The sequence below is a fragment of the Alteromonas sp. CI.11.F.A3 genome (genome assembly GCF_032925565.1).
Classification (GTDB): Bacteria; Pseudomonadota; Gammaproteobacteria; order Enterobacterales; family Alteromonadaceae; genus Alteromonas.
Genome location: NZ_CP136708.1, coordinates 1603294 through 1627141 on the forward strand (window position 1 = coordinate 1603294; position 23848 = coordinate 1627141).

The following is a 23848-nucleotide window of genomic DNA, read 5'->3' on the forward strand; positions in this document are numbered from 1 at the left end:
ACATTGGTAGATTTAAAAGCGAGCATTATTGTCGCTGTATATAACGGTGAAAAAACACTTGAATACACCATAGAAAGTATACTGGCCCAAACCCGAGACAACTTCGAATTATTATTAATTGACGATGGCTCAACAGATGGCTCTGCACAACTGATATCGAAGTATTTAACACATCCAAATGTAAAGTATTTCAAGAAAGAGAATGGTGGTGTAGCATCGGCTAGAAATTTTGGGATAAAGGTGTCCACAGGTGCCCTTATCGGCTTTTGTGATCAAGATGATCAATGGAAGCCAGAAAAATTAGAAAAACAGGTACCCCTGTTCGAGCGGGAATCGGTAGGCCTCGTTTATAGTTGGGTTGACGTTGATGATCATGGTGAGAGAACGTTGTCTCAACCTACGGCTGAAGGTTATTGCTTTGACGCGTTGTTAGATAAAAACTTTATATCCTGCTGTACAGTTTTAGCCAGAAAGTCCGTTTTAGAAGCGGTCAATGGTTTTGATGAAAGCAGAGAACTCCATGGTGTAGATGACCGACATGTCTGGCTTAAAATTGCTAAAGTGTCAGACGTCGCGGTTGTAAAACAATCCCTAGCAATTTATTTTATTCATGGTGAAAACTACTCACTCAATAATCAAAAAATGTTAGTGGCGGATTTGTCTTGTATTCGCAAAATATCTAGTTTGCCTGATTTAACTAACAATGAGCGAGCATTGTGCCGTAAAGCAACCTTCAATGCTTTCATGCATTATGCTAACAACATGTTCTACCGAAACGATAGCGTAGGGGCTTCAGAATGTTTATTCAATGCATGGAAACTTAAACCGCTTTATATTCATCTTCTGGCTTCATCTTTACTTTTGAGAGTGCTATCCAATAATGCGTTAGTGAAACTCAAGGCCATTAAAAACCGTATCAGGTAATTCATAATGAAACAAAAAGCCATACTCGTAATAGGGATGCACCGAAGCGGTACTTCTGCTTTATCAGGGCTTCTCGATGAAATGGGCGTGTTTATGGGGAAATCGTTATTCTCTGCTCAAAAAGGGGTTAACGAGAAAGGTTTTTTCGAAAACTCTGCGCTAGTGTCTTTAAATGAAAAATTGCTAGATGCAACGCGGTGGTCTTGGGATGATCCACTAGCAGAGTGTATAGATGCTCATGGTATGCGATCGTTAGTTAATTTTGAGTATGAGGCGAACGACGTCCTGCATCGCGACTACGAAAATAGGGAATGCTGGGGGATGAAAAATCCTAGAACCACGTTATTGCTTCCTTTTTGGAAAAAAATAGTGGCGGCAAAACCAAATTTGGAAACAAGTTATATTCTGATGGTTCGTTCTCCGTTCGAAGTATTCGGTTCTTTAAATAAACGGGACGGTTTTTCCTTAGAAAAATCACTCATGCTTTGGATGAACTATACGCTTTCTGGATATTTCAATACGCTTGACCAAAAATGCCAAATAGTGGCGTACGATAGGCTGCTAGAGGAACCTTCAAAGGTTGCAGTAGAAATTGCGTCTAATGCGGGTCTTCAAGTTGACTTTGATGAAAGTGCGTTGTCTTTTGTAGATAAAAAATTACGTAACCAAAATATCGCTGAGGTACCTTCATCTCATCTAGTGACACTTGCCACATCTTTATATCACGCACTTGTTAAAGAGGTTGTACCTCACGATGATGTTATTGAAATAAATAACCAGTATCAGCTTTTTTTGCAGTCTTTATCTGAGGTTCTTAAAGAGCATTTATCAACAGTGAAGCAAGACGAAGTCTACTACAGGCAACTCTTTCTTAGCGCTTACAAGTCCTATTGGTGGAAATTGAGCTGGCCAATGAAAAAAATAGAACATATTTTACGAGGGAAAGCGTGATATGCAGCATGTGGTAATTGGGGTTATTACCTGCAAAAGACCTGAGTGGCTTGCCAGGCTTCTTGATAGCTTACTCCTGCAACAAGGAGTATTAGGATTAAAGGTCACTGTGATTGTTGTCGACAACGCTTCCGACCTAACAACCAAAGAGGTGGTTGATGTTCGCTCAAACATCAATCCTGACATTCCGTTGGTTTATTATATTGAAAAACAACCAGGTATTGTTTTTGCGCGAAATCGGTGTGTTACGGAATTCACTGCACTCAATGCAGATTATCTAATGTTCATCGATGATGACGAATGGCTTGAAGACGAAGATTGGATAAGAAAAATGGTGGGAGCGGTGGAGAGATTCAATGCTGATGTTGTAACCAGTCATGTTGTTTCGGTAGGTGGAGAAGGAACCCCCGCATGGGCTATAGATTTGATTTATGGTAACAATACTTTATATGAAGGCCAACATACGGACGTTTTCTATACCAACAACCTATTACTGAGTAGACATGTTATTGAAGCTACCTTACCGTGTTTTGATGATAGATTTGCGATGACAGGAGCGAGTGATTATCACTTTGCGCTTAGGTGTAAACATCAAGGGTTCAAGTGTGTCTATATTAATTCTCCCGTCAAGGAAGAGTTCCCCGCGAGTAGGGCGACTATCAAATGGTTTTGCCGCAGAGGTTTTCGCTCAGGGATCGGCTACACACGATCACACCTCTTTGAAGAGCCGACACTGAAAGCGGTCTTGCGGTGTGTAGCTATGTCGTTAGTAAGAGTGGGGCGCGGTATGCTAAGTTTGTTGAAGGGGGCGGTAACGCTCAATAAAATGACATGGGTAGAAGGTCTATTTAGAGTCAGTTCGGCTGCGGGAACTATCGCAGGGTTCTTTGGTGTTAAGCACGAAGAATATAAAATAATACATGGAAAATAAACGTAATAAACTTTTCATCGTTCTATTGGCAAGTGTTGTATTTACACTTGCGCTCACCAAGCCTGCACTAAGCGCAGTCGTCGATTCACAATGCAGTATTAAAGAGGTATCGATTTACCGGTGGGGGGTTAGGCATGTAGCGGCACTCCCCGCAACGTTAAATGTGCAGCCCAACTCCCTACTTCAAGCTTGTATTAGGCTTAAAGGCGTGGGAGACGCCCCGCTGACCTTAAAATCTAAGCGAATAACGTTATCCGTTAATGGCGCTCCTTTTGTGACAAACCAAGCCCTAACTATCCACGATGACGATGAAATTCGGTTACGTTTAAAAGCACCTAACCATTATGGAACTCATGACACTGTGAGGCTGGTGTTCTTCGAAACAGATAAAGCCATGCGAAGGGATGTGTTTAGAATATCATGGCAAATTCAAACTATTAACAATGTGCGCCAGCCTACGGTATGGGAAGTAGGATCTGATAAACGTTTTAAACAAGTTTCTGACATACTGCCCAAGTTAGTCGCAGGCGACACGATTGTCCTTAATGAAAAAGAGGAGTTTGCGCCATTTGAGGCAAAATTTATATCTGGTACTGAAGACGACCCCATCGTCTTAACCTCTTCAGCAACCGATGCGAAAAATAGGCCTGTCTTTAGAGGCGGGGTTAAGAAATACGGCTGGAACATAGGATTGAGAGGTTCTCATTATTGGACAATTAAAAATGTTAAGTTGCAAGATAGCTTAGTATGTTTTAGAAATGAGGCCACGGGGACAGTTTTGAGAAATGTGTATATATCAGGCTGCCACAACGGGGTCTTAGGAACAGACTATAATTCGGGTAGCTTAACCATTTCTCACTCAGAGATTACACAAAGCGGCGGTCTTGAACGAGGAGGAAAATGGGGACATGCTATTTACGTAGCAAGTGATCAACATAGTTTCCCTGATAGCCAATTCCAAATGGATAATAGCTTCCTTCATGGTAATAAAGGAAATAATGTTAAGTCACGCTTTCAGAACACCATCATCGCCCATAACTGGATTGAACCTAGTAGTGATAATCAGGCACGCTATTTATTAGAGCTAATAGGTTACGATGGGATTTATGATTTTGCGGGGCAGCAATATGATGTGAATGGGAACATTCTTATACATAGACGACCAGGACTCGGTGCGAGAGTTGGGGGGGATGGTAAAAGTGCCTCAAGAGGAGATATTATTTATGACAACAATCTCTTTGTGGTTTACTCAGATTTCAAATACCCATTAATACGAACGTTTGAGGGCCTAAACTCTCTTACAATGACCCGCAATACTGTAAGTTATGTTGGAGATTCGGTTCCGGTAACCTTGCTTGAAGATGAATTGTCTTTAGATGAGTGGGCTTCTGGTAAACCTAAAATTACAATACGTGATAACACCATCAATAAATATGTTGTGCCTTTAAAGGCAATACATTACCGCAAAAATCGTTACGACGAGGTAATAGTAACATCGCCTAACCTCATACAACGGCCCGTTGAACTAACGCCAAAGAATATCCACCAGAACAGGCCGATACCGCAAACGTATATTGGAAAGATCGGCCTGTAGTAGTTTTAATCTGTCGTAGAAGATATAAATAAGTCAGCGTACTCTCGTTTTAGTGCTCTTCTTTCTTCCTCGAAAAGTGGAGCAAACTTTTGATACTGTGCGGGGGTAATTTTAGGCACTGGTTTTGTCGCAGAGTGCTTAATGGTATTGATAAAACCTTCGGGCAAAGTTTTCTTTATAATCTTTGTGGCCTTTTGAATATATTTGGGCTTCACATACTTAAGAATTGCTGCCGGCCCGCGCCATTGGTACGATTTGTTTGTTGTTTTCGAAGATTCACCTTGCTGAAGTGGGGTGTCATCAAGTTCCAAAAATGCTAAAATTTCTTTGTAAATTGCCGATGGAGAATTAATGAAGTCCTCGAACTCTATAATACGTATTTGAGAACGGGGAAAGACAGTTTCGTAATTTCTAATCTGCGAATAAAAACACGAGCCAACGTAATGCGGCGAATTTATATCGGTAATGGCTTCCTCTGGCGATCGATGTTCAACGCCGTTTCTAACATAGTGCCAGTAAGACGACCAAGCCCTTTTGGCAGGATCTCTCACTAAGTAAAGGATCTTTGCTAGAGGGTCTACACGATAGAGTCTTTCGGCAATGAGTTCACTGTCAGTACGCTCTGAGTAAGAAGTTGATGCGTCAATCCGTATCTTAGCTGCTGAGTCAAATAACGTATTATAATCATTTAACAGAGTTTCAGAAAAATCTGAATCTGCAAAGGTGTCTGGCTCTTTATCAGAAGAAAGCGTGATGTCTGGATGAAGATCGAGTAGGTCAGCCAGCTTGGTAGTGCCAGACTTAGCTGAGCCAACTAAGAACGTATATTTTACCTGGTTTTTTGGCATCCGTTAGGGTTCTCATTAGTCAATAAATAGATGTACTATACAGTGTTAATATGGAAGAATATTCGCCCTATCATACAGTTGTATTTTCAATAATTAAACAGCACCGCTAGCTCAACGTAATTAATGAAGACGTTTATTTTCAAAAAGCGTCACACATTGAGAAAGAGCAAGGAAGCCGCCGCGATCAAAGTGAAATTTCATGAAAATTTTTTACTTTTGTCATGTTAGTGACAAATTATAGTCACGCAAGAAACTGAGAAATGTTAATGAGAGAAGTCGTGCTTAACTCACTGAAGTGGGTAGCAATTGGAAAAGTGTTGGGCCAATCAGTTCGCTGGTTAACGACGATATTCACCTTGCGTTTTTTGTTTCCAGAAGATTATGCTGTCATTGCGCTTTCTTCTTTTTTTACGGCATTGCTTTGGTCATTTAGCCGCAGTGGGATAGCCGCAGCGCTAATCAGAGAGAAACAGGTTGATAATAGACTGCTTGGAGAGTTTTTTTTACTTACCATTTTAGCGCACACCTTTCTCTTTATTTTACTCCAGATTAGTGCCCCTCTGTTAGCTGATGTGTACGGTGATCCTCGATTAGAAGCGGTCATTCAAGTGACGTCTTTCACGTTTTTGATTTCTCTCATTGGTTTTATTCCTGGAACACTGTTAAATCGAGAAATGAAATTTAAAAAGCTTTCGATGGTAGATGCGTTGGCCGAGTCATTCAGTGCGTTAGTCACCGTTATGTTAGCTTGGTTAGGATATGGCTACTGGTCGATTGTCATTGGCTTACTGACACTTGAAACAATTAAACAATGTGGTTATCTTTCTAAAAATATGATGTGGGTTAAGCCACAAAGATTTACACACAGGTTTAAACCGTTATTTGAGTTCTCGTGGAAGGCTGCTCTTCAGGCTACCATAGGGTATTCGATCTTTAATATCGATATCGCGATAGCGGGTCTATATTTGTCGACAACTGATTTAGGTTTCTATCAATTTGCAGTTGTGCTTGCAATGATGCCTGCAGCAAAGGTATTACCCTTGTTACGACAAGTTGCGTTCCCTGTTTACACTAAGATCCAAGCGGATACTAAAGGGATAGAACGTTACTTCTTAAAAAGCCAACGAATTAGCGCGCTTTTATTTGTGCCGATTTTTTGGGGAATAGCGGGTACGGCAAGTACGTTGGTGCCTGTTGTATTCGGAGAGAAATGGCAGCCGGCTGCGTTAGTGATTACTATTTATTGCTTATCAATGCCAATCAAGTGCCTTGAACAGCTTTTTGGGCCTGTGTTAAAAGCACGAAATAAATTGAACGTTACTTTAAGTAATACCGCGATTTACGGTTTCGTTCTCATCCCCTCTTTTTTTATTGGTGCCCATTTTGGTGGTGTAGGGATCGCACTAGCGTGGTTGCTAACTTTTTTCTTTTGTTTCTTGATTGCAACATATCGAGCCTGCCACGCGCTCGATATTTCATTTAAAAATTATTTATTCGCAATTAACAAGCCACACATCAATGGGCTTGTGATGCTCACCACTTGTTTTTTGATGGGGTTAACATTAGTTGATGTTGTTGGACCATCTGCAACACTCTTGCTTCAGATAGCTGCTGGAGCAATTATTTATATAGGGCTAACGTGGGTATTTTCTAAAGAAGATATAAAAGAGTTAATCAATTTATTTAGAAAGAAAGCACTATAGTGCTTTTCAGTTAGCTCAGATTGTGTGTGGTTTGTGGCTATAAAAAGGGAGATATTGGTGAAAAGAGCAATTCTTTGTGTCTATTATGTACCTGATGACATGGAATGGATGCTGTCGCTTCATTTAAAACAAATTCGAAAGCATTCGCCTAGCGGCACCTATAAAATATATGCGGCTATCATAAAATGCTCAAGCTCTGTAAATCAGATCCTTAATGCTTCTCCAGATATTAAAGTTTGTGAGGTTGAAGCGGAAAATAGCCATCCGAGTAAGCAGCACAGCATGGCGCTCACGCAATTGATGGATCGTGCATTCCGAGATGGTTGCGAAGTCGCATTCACGTTAGATGTTGATTCATTTCCCATTCGAGATGACTGGATGACTTCGATGGAGACTAAGGCTGCAGAGCGACAAGGAGTTTGTGCTGTACATCGAAAAGAGAACGGGGATAGCTTTTTACCTCACCCTTGCGGGGCAGCCATTTTATCGACGTTTGTCGACAAGTATCCCTTTGAATTTTATCCTGAGGGTATTGAGGATAAAGCTAAGCATTTTTTGTCTAAATATAATCAACGCCCTGATAGCGGTATCGGACTCGCTTATGTGTTGTGGGAAAACGAACACAGTTGGAGTGAAATACTGAGATCTAATCACGTAGACCTACATTATATGATAGCGGGCATCTATGGTGACCTTATTTTTCATTTGGGAGCAGGTTCAAGACGGCCCATATTCTTTCAAGAAATGCGTTGCAACCGCATCATTCATTTGATTGCGCCACTGAAAGGGAAACCATTACTTTGGCGGCTTCATTCACTGATTGAACGTGGCGTCGAAGGATATTTAGTTCGGCGCAACCGCAAAATTGTGAAGAGCGTGATGCGAGAGCTCACTAATAATGCGGACGCGTTTATTGAAAGCATTAGGTAAGATTAACAAGGAGAAAGGTTATTCATTCAACGGCGTTTTAGTCGCAAAACCATCTCAATACAATGATAGAGAAAGGCCGAGATTTCACGTTTTTTCCTTTCAGTGACCAAAGAAAGTAAGTAGCAAAATAACAGTGCAGATGAGATAGATAGAACGTAACTTGCCCCGTTTTCAAAACCTACTAGCGGAGTACATGAGAGTAAAATGAAAAAAGGTGTGTGATACATATAGGTGCTAAAGGAGAACCCAGCAAAAAGCTTTATCACCTTACTAATGACACCATTAAACGTAAAATTTAAATGGTAAGCACAATAGAAGTTTACCACGGCTATGAGCGCTAAAAAATAGTCACCTAAAAACTGACTTGCTGGAAGAAAAGCCGAAGCACTTCCCAATACCAAGCCGTTAAATTGGTCCAAATGATCATCAAAACCTAAATATTTTGTTACTGCGAAGCCGAGAAAGGATAAGACAAAAAGAATAATGCAAAGCGGTTTTGGTACATGAAACTTGTCTTTCGTTAAATAGAGTACAGCGCCTAGGCCCCAAATAGGAAGAAATAAGGCGATAAATGGCCCCATAAGGATTACGGCCAGTATTACAAACAAGATTTTGTAGCGCTTGGTAAAAAGGATAGCGCCAATAAAAATGTAATACCACACTTCGAAGCTTAGTGACCAATAGGGGAAGTTACCCGCAGGAAACAAAAAGCCAAACCAAGATTGAGAGTTAAATGTAAGGAATAAGGGATAGTAAAACCACGCTTTTGAAAGGGTGTAGTGGGCTTGTTCAGCATTGATGGATGTATACGTTAAGCTTGCTATTATACCCAAGAATAGACCTGGCAACGCGACAGAGTAAATGCGGCTAGCTCGACTTAAGGCAAACGCTTTTATAGTAGTTTCTTTTTCAATACCGCACCATGTAATCACATAGCCACTCAGAACAAAGAATAAGATAACGCCATCTCGTCCCAGCTTGAGTTCTGCAAACACAAGTTGGAGCCATTGTGGCGCGAAATGCGCAGCATGGGAGACAAGCACCAGAAACGTGGCGATAACACGTATTAATTCCAAGTAAATTGACAGTCCTTTATTCATCTTTTTTCTTTTTATTAATTGTCGCTTAGTAATTTAATTATGTGTTGGGCGGTTTGCTGCCACGAGTAATGTGCAATCGAATGAGCAATTTTCTGAGGATACCATTTAGTTTGCATTGCTCGTAAAATACCGGTCGTCACAGAAGTTGAGGATTCAGGCTCAATAAGTATACCATTCACTCTATCTTCCACGACTTCTGGGATACCCCCCACTTTTGTAGCAATAACGGGCGTTCCTGTAGCCAACGATTCCATTATGACGTTTGGAATACCCTCGCGATAACTGGGAAGAATTAATGCATCAGCGTTCTGGATATGTTGAACGAGTTCGCTATGCTCAATGGCTCCCTTCATAGTGACTGTTGATTGTAGGCCAAGAGATGTAATGTTGTCACTTAATGATGAGCTACTATTGCCCGCGCCGATAATAGATAGTTTTACCCTACTTCTGTCTTCTAATGCGGCTATTCCTAACAATAGCTCAAAAATACCTTTGGTAGGAATGATGGAGCCAATGAAAACGAGATGTGTATCAGGTCTTTCGAAGACGGGTAAGCTTCTAAGCGAAAATGTGTCAAAATCTACCCCATTATAAACCACCTTAGGCGCTACACGTGGAGCATGCTCTACCACAACCTTCGCAAGTGCATGGCTTTTTGTGGTGACGGCATTGGCAACGTCAAAAGCCCAACGCATTTGTGCCTTATGGGCTGGCTTCTTCATTAAAGCATTTACGTCACTTCCTAAACACTCTATCACTAGTTTAAACTGAAAAATTTTCTTCAGTAATGCCGCGCAAACGCCCTCTGCATATGACCAGCTCGCGATAACATTATTCGCCTTACTAAATAGAAATAGTGGTTTAATACTAATGAAGACAGATAACACTAAAAACAGAGGATGTAAAAAACTCAACACCTTTGGAATATAAAAGAAGGGAAACAAACACATATTCGCTTCACTTCGATAACCGTTAATAAGCACTTCTTTGACCCAAATAAACCACGGCACGGGAATTAAAAGCGTGATGTCAGCGTATTCACCAAGATGGCGTATTTCTTCTCGGTTATAGGTTGCGCGTGTAGGCTGCCAAGGTAAGGGGTGTAAATTCGTAAAAAAGAGTATTTGTTTTTTCATCACTGGTAGCTTTTTTCATATATTGCTGAAACGCGTTCGATAGAGTAATGATCTTGCATAAACCGCCTTGCACCAGCTCCCATCGCTTTTAACTGTTTTCTATCAGTGTTAGCGGCCTGTAGTTGTGTGCTCCAGGTTAACATATCCGAAAGTGAATAAATGACACCATTCTTCCCATTAGTAATGACGTTAGGTATTTCTCCAACATCTGACGAAAACGCAGGGATTCCTCGCGCCATGGCTTCAAGCAATGACATCGGGAGCCCTTCAGTGGTTGAATTTATCAATAAGGCATCTTTGTCATGGTAAATTTCATCTTCGTCAAGTATAGCGCCATGAAACCTCACAACGTTATCTAAGGATAACGAGGTGGTTAACTGTTGTAGTGTTTCCATCTCCGGGCCATCGCCGTAAATATGCAGGCTGGCGTACTGATAGCATTCATGATATTTGAATGCCTCCAACAAGTGTGCAAGATTTTTAAGAGGTACCAATCTACACACAGCACATAATTGTAGGCTATCACGTTCGCCTATTTTTACTGGCTCACTTGGGATAGGGACACCATTTTCTATTACTTCTATTGAACTCGTTGCCCAGGCATACCGTTGAGAGATCCCTGATTTAATTTTTCCTGAAACACCAAAGGCTTTATTTAAATAAAGCATAGCGAGCCAATGAGATTGCTTAATGAAACTAACGGGAGGTTCAACTTCGCCATGAATAGTGTACACAACATTTTTTATTAATAAGAAAGGAAATATCAAGGTGAAAGCGCGAATAACCGCAGGAGAATGCACGTGAAGCGTGGTGAACTTGCTAATGACTTTAAGTAAGAAGAACGTTCTTGAAATTACATTTCCTGATAAATTGATAACGCTTATACCCAAATCCTCGAGGTCTTTTTGGAAGGCATCTTTCTTATCCCCAAAAGACAATATGGCTACATCTAGCCCTGAACGTTGCTGCGCAATCACTAGATTCTTTACGCACTTTTCTGCTCCGCCCACCTGTAAGCTGCTAACGCAGTGCAATATACGCATGGTGACTAAAACCTTCCGGTGTAGCTAAACATCTTTTTCAATGCCCGCTGATTCATGTTCGGGGCAACAGGAAAACGATGTAAGTCATAGGGCGTGGCTGCAGGTGAAGCATTTACACCAGGTAAAAAGTTAAACGCAATCTGGTAGCCCGTATTTCTTAGCCCTTCTATAACCTTTTCATTATAGGTCGATTTATTGCCTACTGGGTAAGAGAAGGCTGTAACACTGCACGCTAACTTCTCTTCTAAAAGCGCCTTTGAGTGACTTAGTTCATAGAAAAGTTCTTGATCAGTGAGCTTCGTTAAAATATCGTGATTGTGCGAATGAGCGCCGATTTCCATACCTTCATCGAGCAACGAAGATAGGTGTTCCCAATGCATGAACTCAGCGTCGGGGTACCCTGATACATGCGAAAATTTTGCTTCTAGCTCAGCTATCTGACTTGCAGCTGAGTGCTTGCAGCTTTTAACCGCAGTCAGTATTTCTCTGATATCGTTGACTTGGCAGGCGGAGGAGGTAATGCCCTCTTTCCAACCAGAAAGCTTTAAGCTAGCTGGACGGTAGCGTTTAATTAAAAAAGCGATTTTATCCCACCAAGGTGCCGTATTACTGCCAATCAGGCCAGTGGCAATAAAAAAGCTCGCTTTTAAGTTATGTTTCTTTAGGATGGGAAGAGCATTGGTGTAATTGTCAATATAACCGTCATCGAAGGTGAGACACATATAACGCTTATCGGGGACGGAATGACTTTTTACCAACGATTCAAGTTCGGCGAGCGTTATCACCGTGAAGTGGCACTTTATGAATTCAAGGTGCTTATCGAGTTCCTCAGAACTACACGAAAACACACAGGGGTCGAAGGGGGTATCTGCACCTAAACCAATTCGATGAAAATTGAGACAATATAGACCATTAGGCCGATTTTCCCAGTAGTAGCTATCAAGTCCAAGTAAGCCACCTAACTTCCTTTTTAAACGGGAAAACTTCAAGTTACAACCTCTTAAACGTTGGCGCTGGCAAAACGAAATTTCTAAATTCGTTGGGGTTACCTTCTGCGCCAGCTTCTGCAGCTTTGATTATATTGTACATTTCTCGAGCGGAAACATAGTGAAGTAAGTAGTTTTCGCCATCGTTGTACTTGTCATTAAGGTGGCGATGCATTGCTTCTACAGGTTTCCCTAAAAGCGTATCCATATCCCCATCCTGCGCACCATGAGTGTGAATTTTGATAAATACCCACTCAGGCTTCCCTTTAACATGAATGCCTTGGTCAACCCACAAATCGACGCGGTTTGGGGTTGGGGGGAAAGTATGTCTGACATCAGAATTTTCAATTTGTGGGAAAATTCCTTTTTTCTTAACCTTCCAATTCAGCCCTAAAATACCTTGGATAAGAAGTAGGTCGCCCCATGCTCGTCCACCTTTTTCTATTGGCTCGCCAGTTTCGTAGGATTTTGGTTTTTCAGGATCATCTTTAGCGTAATAAATAGTATTGAGCATGGCAGGCTGAGATGTATCTGGTGATGGGAATGTGAAATCTGCATAACAACCCGTTTCGTTTAATACAATTAACTCATCGTTCACACCACACCAATGACCTTCAGGGTGTGAATTATCCAATACCCAGTTTCCATGAATAAAAGCATAGGTAGGCTTCCCTGTTTGAGGATCAATACTCAATGCATTGTGTTCTTCATGAAGGCATTGCGCAAATCCCGACAGGGTCTTTCTCAAATTATCACTCGTATCATTCTCATGGTGTAAATGAATTTCAATTTCGCCGAATCCTTTAGCACAAAGGTCTGAAATTTTGTCTAGGTGTTCTTTTCTATATTCTTCTTCTGGGTAGAAAAAACTATGTTTGGGATGGCAACCATCTGAATCAGTAAACTTCGATGCCATTAATGGATAATCTGACATCCAGCGATCTACACGTTTTCTTTCTAATTCAATATTATCTTTGTTAAGCCATTGAGGCTCATAATGGTCTACGAAGCAAAACATGACATGCTTCGTACCAGAATGTTCTGGCGCTGTCGAAAATTGGCTCTTGGTATAGTTCCATAGCCAACTTTGCATTTTTTTCTTTCTGACAATGAAAATAAAAGCGGCTATGAAGAGTGTAAGTAAAATTATTGCAACAACTGCAATCATCGAGATGTCCTTTGCCAAGTAGCAGATAAATTGCTTGTTAAATATCTAATGTAGCCGCGAAAGAGCGATATATTCATGGATACAAAAAACGTTATTAATGATACTAAACCACTAACAATAGGTATGTTTTTTAAAAGCTTAAGGCTTCCAAGTAGCCATAGGCAATAGAATGCAACTTGCGCGCTAAAAAGATAAGTGTAAATCGAATGGCTATGCCAAAGCAAAGCGAAATTTGTAGATAAAGAGAGGATCATGAAGTGTGGTACAAACCAACGAATAACTTTATGACTTATATAGGAAAACCAGCGCCACTTATATTTAGGGTTGAGTAACCATGTCAGCCTAGCAAAAGCTTGGTAATTGCCTGCGCCAATGCGTACGCGACGATTGGCTTCTTCTTGCATGCTTGGGGCTATCTCTTCTATTGCTTTTGCTTCTGGCGTGTAAACCACAGATTGATTTTGTCGCGCTACATTCATTACAATACAGAAATCATCGATAATCGTGTTGCTTGGCAGAGGTATATAAAATTCAGTTTTAATGGCATATATGCCGCCATTCGCTCCCAATAGAGCATCTAACCTTGATTCATGGAATTTCAGTACTTGTTCATACTTCCAATAAAGGTTGTCTTTGTTATCTCCTGAATGTGCATCAATGAGAACTAGCTCACCACACACAGCGCCGACTCCTTTCTGATTGATAGACATAACAAGTTGGGTAACCGCGTCTTTTTCGAAGGCAGTATTCGCATCCGAAAAGATAGTTATTTCTGAAGTAACACGTTCCATCAAATCATTTAATACATTAATTTTGCCTCGATTCTCCTCGAAGCAAAAAGTACTTAGTCGAGGGTCGTCAAATGAAGTCAATATGGAATTAGTGTTGTCCGTACTTCCGTCAGACGCAACGAAGATATTGAGCTTTTCTGCCGGATAATCTAAAGCGAGTAAGTTTTCAATGCGTTCTTTAATACATGATTCTTCGTTGAATGCAGATATAACGATAGTGACTGAAGAGTCATCAGATGTATCTAAACGCCGTTCTTTTTTCATTAGCGTATAACGGGTGTCTCTAACGCATTGAACCAACGCGCTGACCAGTATTAATATGAAAGGATAGATAACATAGCTATAGATAATAGCCAAAGAGACAACCCAGAATAAAATTTCAATATACTTCATTTATGCTTACTTTGATTTCGCGGGAATACCAAGTGCAGTTTTGTTCGACTCTACGTCCTTTACGACTACTGCATTAGCGCCTACTTTTACATTATCACCCACAGTGATAGGGCCAAAAACTTTAGCGCCAGCACCAATAAATATATGGCTTCCAAGAGTGGGAGATTTTCCTTTTTCATCACCCATTACGACACCGCTTTCTACAGTGATATTGATTCCACCCTTAACTTTGGAGTTTATAACCACGCCGATAGGATGCATAATGACGAAACCTTCGCCAAATTCTGCACTTACGCCAATTACACAGCCGTTGTAGACCCTGTTTATGTGTTGAATTATCAGAGCAATAGGCGCCAAAATTTTTGTTTTTGCGCACCTGCCAGCTAAGCGGAAAAGGATATTAGCACTAGTTCCGTCAGTAAGGCACGTTCTAAGTAATGAAATTTCAGCGCCATCTTGATGAAAAATTTCCTGTTTTCTTTTTAAGTCAGATTTTATGAGTTGCAATGTAGATGGCATGGTTATGTGTCTTTACTTTCTTCTAAAATCTGTTTCACTTTCTTAAACATATATTTTTGCAAAGGGTTTCTGTTTCCCCAAGGTCTCCATGTCTTTATTAAGTTATTTCGGTAAGCATCAAAGTGTAGACCTTTAGGAGCACAGACAACTTCGCCTCTATCTAGTAGAAGTTTCAGCACATTGGTACACAATACCCCCGCCGCTAACGAAATACCCATACATGTTGAGGGCACTTTCTTTTTCATGAAGTTAACTGACGAATTTTGAACGAGGTAATGTCTTTGCTGTACTGATGGGGAAACGCCTATCACAAAGCGAACAATATTATCTTCGAAGTATCGTTCCTTAGTGGCATCGTCAGCACCGTAGGGGGCGTCAACCATTGCAAAGTATTCGTCGAAGGACATGCCCCCTGGTTTGAAACATAGCATAGCTGTACCCATCCCCATTGGGGCTGCAGTAATAGTAGGTATACCTAATTCATAGCAGCGGCGAAAGACTTGTCTTCTAATTTCTAATGCGAAGATATCCAAACTATCTATGTATACATCCACGCCATCTAAAAATGCTTCAAGGTTTTCGAGCGAAATCCCTCTGTCAAAATTCTTTATCTGCGCGTCAGGGTTGATGTCTCTTAACGTTTTTTCCATCACAACTGACTTTTCTTCACCAATTGTAGATACAAAAGCACCGGCCTGACGATTGAAGTTGGCGTAATCATATTCGTCTAAATCAGAAATATGGAAATTTGAAATGCCCATTCTAGCACATACAATGGCGTGATCGCCTCCAACGCCACCCAATCCGCCAATAGCTACTTTGGTATTTTTAATTTTTTTTTGCTCAGCTTCCGTTACCCAGCCGATATTTCTCGAGAATGCTTCGTTATAATTGAACATAGATTTTTCACCCTATTCCGACGCGATTATTCTTCTAGTTTGTCATATAGAGCGCTAGCTTCATTCTGCTGTTCAACGCTTTTTGGCTCTAATTTTGTGAATACAATTTTGGCATAGTCCTTGTTACCAGACTTATGCAAAGCTTCTATATAGTCTAGCGCTATTTCGAAGGAGGATGGAGCTTTTTCATATGCTGCTTTCAAGTTTTGTAGAGCTTTGTCATATTTTTTCAAACTAACATAAACGTTTCCTGCGGTTGCCAAAATTGTAGGGTTTTGTGGCAGCAGAGCTAATGCTTGTTCTATGTAACCTAACGCTTCATCTGCTTTATTACTCTCAACTAGAAGCCATGCCAAATTATTAAGCACAAGAGGGCTAGCTGGAGAGGCATTCAATGCTAGGAACTTAAAATGTTCGATTGAATCTTGCTGATCTCGATTCATGAGCTCATTAGCAAGTATTAACCTCATAGCAGTGTCGTTAGGATCTTGTTTTATATGGTTCTCGGCAAATTTAATGCCTTCATCATAGCTATTTTGTTTAATTAATGCGGTATACAAAAAGCGAGCCGTATCAGCATTGGCGGCTATAGCATATGAACGACGAAATAGTCCCTCAGCGTCGTTGTACTCTTTCTTAACAAGTAAGAGTCGACCTTGGAGAGAAAGCCCTGAGGCCGTTGATTTTAAGTTTGCGGGAGTTGAACTGAGGACGCGCTGCGCCTTATCGTAATTTTTATTCAATATTAGTAAGTGTGTATGAATTAAATCTAGCTCACGTTGCTGGGGAAATGTAGTGGTAGCTTGGTCAGCAAGGACTAACGCTCGAGAGATATCCCCCGACATTTCTGCAACTCGAATATTCTTAACAAAAGCACTAAAACTTTTTTCTTTGTTTAGCCAATTGGTATAGGCATTTATACTTTCTTCTGTATTTCCCTTTTCCCAGAGGGCATCACCTAAAAGCATCCAATACTTTGGTTCGTTTTTACCTTGTTCCGAGATAGATAATAAATGGGCTACTTGTTCTTCCACTTTACCTTGAGAAGCAAGTGAACCGACATATATTAAATCATAGAGGACATCATTAGAAGAATCGATAGCTTTTCTCATAGGGGCTAGAGCTCTTTCGTGATTACCAAGTAACTCATGGACCTGGAAGTACTTTACTAACGCATTAGTATTTAGTGGGTTTTCTGATACAAGAGTTTCGAGGTAGTGAAGAGCAACGTCAATATTATCGCGCTTGATGTTTTGCTCTATGAGAAAAAGAAGCGCAGCAGGATTAGCTGTATCTATCGCTAGTGAATCCCTGTAAATTTCCTCTGCCATCAATGGCTTTTGCATATAGCTATAAGTGCGGGCTTGTAAATTCATCACTGCTACATCAGTAGGCTTTTTCTTTAGCCATTCACTGGTAAGTTCAAGGGTCTTCTCAAAGTAATTCATATCTAAATAAGCTGAGGCAAGTATAAAAAGCGCCTCGCTGGAATCGGATTCTATAGCATAGCTTCTCTCTAAATCTGCTACGCCGCTTTGATCATCGGCCAGTATTTTTAATGAGCCTAACGTCCGTAAAGCCTCACTATTTTCTATTTTATTCGAGTCGACTTGGTTCAAGAGTAATTTAGCCGAAATACTATCCCCACTTTTCAACAGACTGTCTGATGCTTGGATAATAAAGCTTGTGTCGTTGGTACTTAAATCAGATATAGCCCCTAGAGTTTTAGAGGCATCTCTGGTGTATCCTAACTGAAGTTGAATAACGCTGAAAAGCTTGTATGCAAAATGGCTTTTGGGGACATCGTCAATAATAACGGATAGGTTTTGGTAGGCTTGCTCTACTTGCCCTAAATTATAGCTGGTTAATGCTGCTAACAAACGTGAAGTTGTATTGGAACTGCCATTTTTTATCGCTTTATCTAAATGCACTAACGCTTGTTGGAAATTTGCTTTAGAAAACTCGATTGTCCCTTTTAGTTGGTTAAAATAAGGTTGTTCTTGAGATATCTTTAGTAGCTGATTAACTAAAGGCTCAGCTGCGAGGTAATCACCATTGTTAATATACGTATCAGCTAGCTGAAGCTTAATTTTATAATCGGCTACTCTGAGTTGCAGTATTGATTTAAGTGTATCAATGGCGTTAGACCAAAGCTTTTGTTGTATTTCTATTTTTGATTTCAATTGCAAGGCGGGTAAGTAATTCGGTCGAGATGCTAAGCTTTTGTTTACAGATGAAATTGCCTTTTCGATATTATTGTTTAAACCAGCTAAATAGGCATCGGCTAAATTTGATGTTTCCGGCTTATTGGCGTTCTCGGCCAAGGATGCGAACTTTTCTAACGCTTTGAGTTTGTTACCTTCTCGGAATAAGGCAATAGCTTTGTAAACATCCAGTTCATCAGAAACTTCCGATTTTTCTTGAGAGCCTGTAATCGTTAATTCGTGTATTTCTGCATGTTTTTCTTGCCATAAAAGTGATTCTGCAAGTCCCACTTTCGATGAGTCACTTGTCGCTCTAGATAATTCTTTCTCAGCGGCTGAATATAGGCCTTGATGTAGGTAAATGACACCCAACATTTCTCGTGCTTCAGTATTATTTCTGTCTTGTTTTATCGCATTTTTTAGTGCAATTGAAGCTGCTTGATAGTTGCCATCACTTTGATGTTGGGATGCTATATCAATATATTCTTTACCGCTTTTTTCGCCGCAGGCTGAAAGTAAAATTGCACTGAAAACACAAATGCTTAATTTAGTCGAAGTCACAATAATGTCCTTTTATTCACAATACTCTCTAAAATATCGTAACTGCGTCTATTTACAAGATAAGAATGCTATCAGATATAAAGGGCGTATAATACGCTGCGGTAAAATAGATACAAAAAAGCCCCGACAAAAGTCAGGGCTTTAGTAACTCTTCAAATGTAATTTTAGCTACGACGCTTACGCGTTGCGCCAGCTAGACCCAAAAGACCTAAACCGAACAAAGCAATAGTTGCCGGAGCAGGAACTTGGAATTCTACACCCGCATTGTGATCATCAGTTACTAGAACAGTAGTCCCTTCAGAAATGGTCGAGGCAACAATGTTGGCTTCCAATTCTGCAACGCTTACTGTCTGAGCTGCTTCAAGGATAATATCCATTGCAGTTGCAGCAATGTAATCTTCAAAGGACTGGTAAGTTACGCCATCACCGAAAAAGAAAACGTCTTGACCAGCTGCAGTAATGCTTGTGTTAGTGACTAAGCTTTGAACAACTTGCTCACCAGGGAATATACCGCCAGAAGCCAGTTGAGTCGTCATCAACATGGTCGCACCAGCACCAAAGTTGAGCGAATCAAATGAATATATGTCTAAGTAACCTGAAGTATAATTAACACCTACTGTAGGGGTTAAAGTACCTTCTAAATACAAGTCGAAAGTAAGCTTGGTAAATGAAGGACCTGTAGGGTCAAAACCAGCTAATGGAAAATTAGGTGTTGTAGTGAATGTGTTTGTTTCACCGCCACTTGGCTCAGTCAAAAGATCTTCAAGATCGGTATACGCAGGAGGAGTTCCACCGAATGTATAACCAATTAAGCTGATACCGGCGCGCGTTACCAATGAACCTGTTGCAGTGTCTACTTCAGTATTAGACACATAAGAAAGATCTAGTTGGTCAATCTCGCCTGTTGGGTTGATTATGCCATCGTTAGTAAGATCAAGATAAAAAGGGGTAGCTGCGGCTTGTCCACTAAGCACTAAACCCGCAGCTGTAATCGTTGTAAGTAGTAACTTTTTCATTTCTGCTCTCCGTAAGTATGCAGCGATCTAAATATTGCATTTTTACAAAGCAGTTAGCGTGCCACTATTTAAGTTGTTGATTTTGTTGCCTAATAAAATTGGTCGAAAAAGATCTGTAAATAAACTCGACAATTCTATCGGCGTTTTTAGCGGAAATATCATTATTCTCAACATCATGCCCAAGTGAGGCTTGAATATGCTTAAACATAGCGGCAAAGCCTTTTGGTAGGTTCTTATGTAGCATCTCGGGCGTTATATAATAAGCGGCACGTTTTCCGTGGTAGTCCACAACAGGACCAATTTGTTCAAATTTTATGCCGATGAACCGCATTGAACGAGCTAGACGTGGTTCCATCATTACATAGGTATGCTTAATACCCGAATTGATTGAGATGGACGCCGCGGCAAGGTAAAGCCCGATAGCAATAAAGGGGAAACATCGAAGTTCAGTTTCCGAGTACGTCGATGTATTGATCACACCTGTAGATGCACCATCAAACTTATCGCTTTTACGACGGCGAAATTCTTCAGGTACTGCTAATCTCGATACTTCACAAATTTCGCTACGCTTGAAATTTGCCGGGTTAAGTTCAGGATGGGTTATCGAAGAGGGGCAATATTTTTCAATAGGCAATAACTCATCTTCTTTTTGCGGGCGAACGAGTCGAACCGTACCAGCAAAACGATGTGTCTTTTTATGTTCAATCATGCAAGCTGTAGAGTAAGCATCAAACTCGTCAATTTCTAGTTTTGATTCTCTTTCTGGTTCAAAGCCTTCTTCTACGCAATAGACTTGATGTCTAATGCCGTAAGACTGTTCTTTTAAATCCTTATTGCTTGCGACAAGTGGTGTTAAATACGCAGAAAAGTGCGAAGAGATTTCTCTGACCTCTTGTAACTTTTGATATCCACTTAATGCTTTTGATATTCTACTTTTTTTTCCAAAGATAGTTTGGATCGTAGAAAGTAATTTCCTTTTTTGCATGTTAATTCGTACCTATTTATAAAGACCATACATCCAGAAAGGCTATAAAGGTATCTGCAACCTAAGCAGTGCAACATCTAAGCAGTATAGATTGTATTCCTAATATTATGAACGTATTATTTTTGTAGTTGTATTTATTGGTAAATATAAGTGAAACTGTTAGTTATATCTTTCCTGATGTCTACATTGATATCGATTAACCCAAAGGTGCATCGTGAAAACAGACTCAAAAAGTAGAGCTTTAATGCTATGCGTATTCACAATAGCTTGTATTTTATCGACTCAAGCGCTAGCAAAAAATCTCGTTGAGCTAACTAAAAGCTCGGTAAAATCTACGGTGGCCATTGCGTTACATAGCCCTTTGAAACACACAACACCTCAAATTAAAGGTACAGGCTTTGTTGTTGGCAATGGTAAACATGTTGTTACAAACTACCACGTTGTTGATGAAGAGCTAGACCCTACTATAGTCGAACATTTCGTTGTGATGTTGCCAGATGGCAAACAAGTACGCTTTGATAAAGTAGAAATACTGGCCATTGATGAGAAGCATGATTTAGCCTTATTAAAGGTTAATAATCCTTTCCCTTCTTTTAAATTAGCCAATAACACCTTAGTTGATGCCGGCACGGAGCTTGCAATCTTTGGTTATCCATTGGGAGGAGCATTAGGATTGTTCCCTGCTGTCCATAAAGGCATAGTGGCAACCATTACGCCTGATTATATGCCTTCAAACAATGCGAGATCGCTTACTGCGAAAAGTCTTGATAGACTTAAGAATCCAGACTTGATTTATCAATTAGATGTGACCGCTTATCCAGGAAATTCAGGTAGCCCAGTTGTTAATGTTGAAACGGGGGAGGTCTTCGCGGTCATCAATAAAGTTTACGTTAGAGACAGTAAAGAAAGTGCGTTAACGCATCCTTCAGGCATTTCTTATGCTATCCCAATTGAGCACGTTCATGCACTGTTAAAGCGTGAAATGGAAAAATAGAAAATAGGACTTTTATGAAAATTCTGGTTACCGGTGCTGCTGGCTTCATTGGCGCAGCAGTTTCTCAATATTTAATTAATCGCGGTGACGATGTTGTTGGGATTGACAACATTAACGATTATTACGATATCGCGCTTAAACATGCCAGGCTTGAGCAAGTTCAAAACTCAGCGGCAGGGGAACGCTTTACATTTGTTAAGATGGGTGTTGAAGATCGCCCTGAAATGGCAGCCTTATTCGAAGACCAAAAGTTCGACAAAGTGGTGCACTTGGCGGCGCAGGCAGGGGTAAGGTATTCAATTGAAAACCCAAATGCTTATGTAGATGCTAACTTGGTTGGCTTCATGAACATCCTTGAGGGATGTCGCCATAATAAAGTAGGTCATTTAGTTTATGCATCATCAAGTTCGGTTTATGGTGCCAACGAAACCATGCCGTTCTCAGAACAGCATAACGTCGATCACCAAGTAAGTTTATACGCAGCGTCGAAGAAGGCGAATGAGCTCATGGCGCATACCTACAGCCATCTATATAACCTTCCTACCACTGGATTACGCTTCTTCACCGTATACGGCCCTTGGGGTCGCCCAGATATGGCGCTGTTTAAATTCACTAAGGCCATATTAGAAGGTAAAACAATTCAGGTCTACAACTTCGGTAACCACAGACGAGATTTCACCTACATTGATGACATCGTCGAAGGGGTGATTCGTTCACTTGATAACGTGGCGCAGCCAAACGAGAAGTGGAACGCGAGTGAGCCAGATCCAAGTTCAAGTAAGGCACCTTACAAGGTATATAACATTGGTGCACAGACACCTGTGCACTTGCTGAAGTTCATTGAGACGTTAGAAGAATCATTGGGCGTTGAAGCGAAAAAAGAGCTATTGCCATTACAGCCAGGTGATGTTCCAGATACCTATGCGGATGTATCATCATTAGTTAATGACACAGGCTATAAACCGTCTACGTCTATCGATGTGGGTGTTAAAAACTTCGTCGATTGGTACAAAGACTTTTACAACATTTAAAAAGCCAGTCTAAAGTAATTTCTAGCCAGTAGAAGCCACTTTGAAAGATTGAAAAGCGGCGCACTTTTTGGGAAGAAATTCTTTAGTGGTTTCGTAACCAAGTTCAAATAAATGGTTCTTCATTTCAGCGGTTAACGCAAAGTCTACCGCTGAAATTTCCCCCGTATTAATGACCACAGTGTTATGCCAGTACTTCGCATTAATATATTCTCTAGATATTGCGGTCATAAAGGTGCGTATCAGCATAGATAAATATTGAGGTAGCAGTAGTACCCCTTTCTTTATTATTTTGCGTTTTTGAATAGCACTTTGAAGTCGAAAGCATACTGTGGGCGTGCCATCATGTTGCCAATCTTCGAACAAAGCATCTTCTGATAATATTGCGCCGTCTACCAATAAGTGTTCTTTGAAAGGTTTAAAGGAAAAAAGCAGAGGGATAGACATTGAGTAACGCACGGCTTCTGACACCTTCATGTCGGGTGTATTGTCTTTTCCAAACAATACCGGGCCACCACCGTTTACATCGGTCGCTAAAATAGTAAGTGCGATGGGAAGGTCGGCAAAAGTAATGCCTTCAAGCTTATCATCAATCCAGCGTTCGAAATGATCTCCAGACGACAATCCGCCTTCTCGCAACAATCGCCATACAGAAAAGGCAGTAAACTGTTTGAAGTCGGTGGCGATGACTAGCTCTCGCATCTCTTCAATGTTATGGCCTTTGGCGTACATCGCCGCAATAATTGAGCCTCCTGAGACGCCCACAAGGGTGTTAATTTCTACATTTAAATCTTTAAGCGCTTTAAGTATGCCTATATGGGCACTAAGCCGAGTGCCCCCGCCCGACAAAATAGGCACGATGGAAGCGGGTACCTTAGCAACGGGTACCGATGAAGTTACCTGCATGTTTTTAACTCCAGTGATTATAGTAAAAGCGTAGTAGAGTTAGCCGAACCTGCCACTTTATTGGTGTACTAGTATGTGTCGTTATCAAGTGATTAAGCACTCATGCGAGCATTACTGAATGTGCAACAGAGTCGTGTCTTAAAGTGTATTTGTAGCGGTAGATACGAGATGGTAAACATCGGTAAAAAACATCGATAAAATAGCGATAAAAAGAGATTTAAAAGATAGCGGGGGAATA

The 23848-nt window shown here is 40.7% G+C and carries 21 protein-coding genes; 8 read left to right on the forward strand and 13 right to left on the reverse strand.

Going from position 1 to position 23848, the window contains the following annotated elements:
- Positions 1-3 precede the first annotated feature (3 nt).
- The 4 genes from R1T43_RS06815 to R1T43_RS06830 are packed head-to-tail and all read left to right on the forward strand — an operon-like array spanning position 4 to position 4400.
- Positions 4-924 (forward strand): glycosyltransferase family 2 protein, encoded by a 921-nt coding sequence (locus R1T43_RS06815; RefSeq protein ID WP_317354270.1) that lies wholly within the window; start codon positions 4-6, stop codon positions 922-924.
- A gap of 6 nt (positions 925-930) precedes the next feature.
- Positions 931-1875, forward strand: a complete 945-nt coding sequence (locus R1T43_RS06820; RefSeq protein ID WP_317354273.1) for a hypothetical protein — start codon at positions 931-933, stop codon at positions 1873-1875.
- Position 1876: 1 nt separating this feature from the next.
- Positions 1877-2806, forward strand: a complete 930-nt coding sequence (locus R1T43_RS06825) for a glycosyltransferase family A protein (RefSeq protein ID WP_317354276.1) — start codon at positions 1877-1879, stop codon at positions 2804-2806.
- The gene (locus R1T43_RS06830) at positions 2796-4400 is read left to right on the forward strand and encodes a hypothetical protein (RefSeq protein ID WP_317354279.1); all 1605 of its coding nucleotides are present in this window, start codon (positions 2796-2798) and stop codon (positions 4398-4400) included. Before R1T43_RS06825 ends, R1T43_RS06830 begins: the two co-directional genes overlap by 11 nt.
- Before the next feature lie 5 nt (positions 4401-4405).
- On the opposite strand, the gene R1T43_RS06835 is transcribed toward R1T43_RS06830, so the two are convergent.
- Positions 4406-5248, reverse strand: a complete 843-nt coding sequence (locus R1T43_RS06835) for a sulfotransferase (RefSeq protein WP_317354281.1) — start codon at positions 5246-5248, stop codon at positions 4406-4408.
- Between the two features lie 266 nt (positions 5249-5514).
- On the opposite strand from R1T43_RS06835, the gene R1T43_RS06840 reads away from it, so the two are divergent.
- Positions 5515-6951 (forward strand): lipopolysaccharide biosynthesis protein, encoded by a 1437-nt coding sequence (locus R1T43_RS06840; protein ID WP_317354283.1) that lies wholly within the window; start codon positions 5515-5517, stop codon positions 6949-6951.
- 57 nt (positions 6952-7008) lie between these two features.
- Positions 7009-7881, forward strand: coding sequence for a hypothetical protein (locus tag R1T43_RS06845; RefSeq protein WP_317354286.1), 873 nt, complete (start codon positions 7009-7011; stop codon positions 7879-7881).
- A gap of 26 nt (positions 7882-7907) precedes the next feature.
- Here R1T43_RS06845 and R1T43_RS06850 read toward each other — a convergent pair whose 3' ends face one another.
- The 11 genes from R1T43_RS06850 to R1T43_RS06900 form a co-directional block, all read right to left on the reverse strand.
- Positions 7908-8981 carry an acyltransferase gene (locus tag R1T43_RS06850; protein ID WP_317354289.1) on the reverse strand — a complete coding sequence of 358 codons (1074 nt, stop codon included), beginning with the start codon at positions 8979-8981 and terminating at the stop codon, positions 7908-7910.
- 14 nt (positions 8982-8995) lie between these two features.
- On the reverse strand, positions 8996-10117 hold the full coding sequence (locus tag R1T43_RS06855; protein ID WP_317354292.1) for a glycosyltransferase: 1122 nt from the start codon (positions 10115-10117) through the stop codon (positions 8996-8998).
- Positions 10117-11160: a glycosyltransferase family 4 protein gene (locus tag R1T43_RS06860; protein WP_317354293.1), complete on the reverse strand. Its 1044-nt coding sequence runs from the start codon at positions 11158-11160 to the stop codon at positions 10117-10119. Before R1T43_RS06860 ends, R1T43_RS06855 begins: the two co-directional genes overlap by 1 nt.
- Before the next feature lie 5 nt (positions 11161-11165).
- Positions 11166-12149, reverse strand: coding sequence for a polysaccharide deacetylase family protein (locus R1T43_RS06865; RefSeq protein WP_317354296.1), 984 nt, complete (start codon positions 12147-12149; stop codon positions 11166-11168).
- A gap of 1 nt (position 12150) precedes the next feature.
- The gene (locus tag R1T43_RS06870; RefSeq protein ID WP_317354299.1) at positions 12151-13314 is read right to left on the reverse strand and encodes a hypothetical protein; all 1164 of its coding nucleotides are present in this window, start codon (positions 13312-13314) and stop codon (positions 12151-12153) included.
- The gene (locus tag R1T43_RS06875) at positions 13311-14498 is read right to left on the reverse strand and encodes a glycosyltransferase family 2 protein (protein WP_317354301.1); all 1188 of its coding nucleotides are present in this window, start codon (positions 14496-14498) and stop codon (positions 13311-13313) included. Before R1T43_RS06875 ends, R1T43_RS06870 begins: the two co-directional genes overlap by 4 nt.
- 6 nt (positions 14499-14504) lie before the next feature.
- Positions 14505-15017 carry a serine O-acetyltransferase gene (locus tag R1T43_RS06880; RefSeq protein WP_211070525.1) on the reverse strand — a complete coding sequence of 171 codons (513 nt, stop codon included), beginning with the start codon at positions 15015-15017 and terminating at the stop codon, positions 14505-14507.
- A gap of 2 nt (positions 15018-15019) precedes the next feature.
- The gene (locus R1T43_RS06885; protein ID WP_317354303.1) at positions 15020-15916 is read right to left on the reverse strand and encodes a ThiF family adenylyltransferase; all 897 of its coding nucleotides are present in this window, start codon (positions 15914-15916) and stop codon (positions 15020-15022) included.
- 26 nt (positions 15917-15942) lie between these two features.
- Entirely contained in the window at positions 15943-18681 is a 2739-nt protein-coding gene (gene prsT, locus R1T43_RS06890) for an XrtA/PEP-CTERM system TPR-repeat protein PrsT (protein ID WP_317354305.1), read from the reverse strand.
- Between the two features lie 164 nt (positions 18682-18845).
- Positions 18846-19697: a PEP-CTERM sorting domain-containing protein gene (locus R1T43_RS06895; RefSeq protein ID WP_317354307.1), complete on the reverse strand. Its 852-nt coding sequence runs from the start codon at positions 19695-19697 to the stop codon at positions 18846-18848.
- 64 nt (positions 19698-19761) lie between these two features.
- Positions 19762-20682, reverse strand: coding sequence for a PEP-CTERM/exosortase system-associated acyltransferase (locus R1T43_RS06900; RefSeq protein WP_317354308.1), 921 nt, complete (start codon positions 20680-20682; stop codon positions 19762-19764).
- Positions 20683-20896: 214 nt separating this feature from the next.
- Between R1T43_RS06900 and R1T43_RS06905 the strand changes: the two genes are divergently transcribed.
- Together R1T43_RS06905 and R1T43_RS06910 are read left to right on the forward strand one after the other, a co-directional pair.
- Positions 20897-21676 (forward strand): serine protease, encoded by a 780-nt coding sequence (locus R1T43_RS06905; RefSeq protein ID WP_317354310.1) that lies wholly within the window; start codon positions 20897-20899, stop codon positions 21674-21676.
- Positions 21677-21690: 14 nt separating this feature from the next.
- A complete protein-coding gene (locus tag R1T43_RS06910) occupies positions 21691-22707 on the forward strand; it encodes an NAD-dependent epimerase (RefSeq protein WP_317354312.1) in 1017 nt (338 codons plus the stop codon).
- Positions 22708-22728: 21 nt separating this feature from the next.
- On the opposite strand, the gene R1T43_RS06915 is transcribed toward R1T43_RS06910, so the two are convergent.
- Positions 22729-23610, reverse strand: a complete 882-nt coding sequence (locus R1T43_RS06915; protein WP_317354315.1) for a patatin-like phospholipase family protein — start codon at positions 23608-23610, stop codon at positions 22729-22731.
- Positions 23611-23848 lie beyond the last annotated feature (238 nt).

Bases quoted from the DNA above. Each gene is read 5' to 3' on its own strand.
- R1T43_RS06850 (WP_317354289.1), bottom strand. From the start codon at position 8,981: ATGAATAAAGGACTGTCAATTTACTTGGAATTAATACGTGTTATCGCC.
- R1T43_RS06830 (WP_317354279.1), top strand. From the start codon at position 2,796: ATGGAAAATAAACGTAATAAACTTTTCATCGTTCTATTGGCAAGTGTT.
- R1T43_RS06855 (WP_317354292.1), bottom strand. From the start codon at position 10,117: ATGAAAAAACAAATACTCTTTTTTACGAATTTACACCCCTTACCTTGG.
- R1T43_RS06870 (WP_317354299.1), bottom strand. From the start codon at position 13,314: ATGATTGCAGTTGTTGCAATAATTTTACTTACACTCTTCATAGCCGCT.
- R1T43_RS06885 (WP_317354303.1), bottom strand. From the start codon at position 15,916: ATGTTCAATTATAACGAAGCATTCTCGAGAAATATCGGCTGGGTAACG.
- R1T43_RS06910 (WP_317354312.1), top strand. From the start codon at position 21,691: ATGAAAATTCTGGTTACCGGTGCTGCTGGCTTCATTGGCGCAGCAGTT.
- R1T43_RS06880 (WP_211070525.1), bottom strand. From the start codon at position 15,017: ATGCCATCTACATTGCAACTCATAAAATCTGACTTAAAAAGAAAACAG.
- R1T43_RS06915 (WP_317354315.1), bottom strand. From the start codon at position 23,610: ATGCAGGTAACTTCATCGGTACCCGTTGCTAAGGTACCCGCTTCCATC.
- R1T43_RS06895 (WP_317354307.1), bottom strand. From the start codon at position 19,697: ATGAAAAAGTTACTACTTACAACGATTACAGCTGCGGGTTTAGTGCTT.
- R1T43_RS06900 (WP_317354308.1), bottom strand. From the start codon at position 20,682: ATGCAAAAAAGGAAATTACTTTCTACGATCCAAACTATCTTTGGAAAA.
- R1T43_RS06835 (WP_317354281.1), bottom strand. From the start codon at position 5,248: ATGCCAAAAAACCAGGTAAAATATACGTTCTTAGTTGGCTCAGCTAAG.
- R1T43_RS06860 (WP_317354293.1), bottom strand. From the start codon at position 11,160: ATGCGTATATTGCACTGCGTTAGCAGCTTACAGGTGGGCGGAGCAGAA.
- R1T43_RS06820 (WP_317354273.1), top strand. From the start codon at position 931: ATGAAACAAAAAGCCATACTCGTAATAGGGATGCACCGAAGCGGTACT.
- R1T43_RS06840 (WP_317354283.1), top strand. From the start codon at position 5,515: ATGAGAGAAGTCGTGCTTAACTCACTGAAGTGGGTAGCAATTGGAAAA.
- R1T43_RS06825 (WP_317354276.1), top strand. From the start codon at position 1,877: ATGCAGCATGTGGTAATTGGGGTTATTACCTGCAAAAGACCTGAGTGG.
- R1T43_RS06875 (WP_317354301.1), bottom strand. From the start codon at position 14,498: ATGAAGTATATTGAAATTTTATTCTGGGTTGTCTCTTTGGCTATTATC.